The organism is Pseudomonas rossensis (assembly GCF_039888995.1).
GTDB classification, from domain to species: Bacteria; Pseudomonadota; Gammaproteobacteria; order Pseudomonadales; family Pseudomonadaceae; genus Aquipseudomonas; species Aquipseudomonas rossensis.
This window is the reverse complement of sequence record NZ_JBBWCB010000435.1, coordinates 1-213: the sequence shown is the minus strand read 5'-3', so window position 1 is coordinate 213 and position 213 is coordinate 1. Positions and strand designations below refer to the sequence as shown.

Below are 213 nucleotides of genomic sequence, written 5' to 3'. Positions count from 1 at the left end.
CGTCACTGACGGCTCCGGTTCTGACGTCACCTCGACCTTGAACATCAGCGTGACCCCGGTCGATGACAGCTTCACCGACATCAGCGAAACCGTGACCACCAGCGAAGACGCCCCAGTCAACGGCAGCGTGCTCACCGGCACCAGCAGCGTCGACGGCCCGGTCAGCGTAGTTAATTTCACGGTCGGCGGTACTCAGTACCAGGCCGGTGAAAC

General features: G+C 62.0%; 1 protein-coding gene. It reads left to right on the top strand.

The window, feature by feature from the left end; genetic code table 11:
- A partial coding sequence (locus WLY71_RS31180) for a hypothetical protein (protein WP_347806626.1) occupies positions 1-213 on the top strand: 213 nt, incomplete at both ends.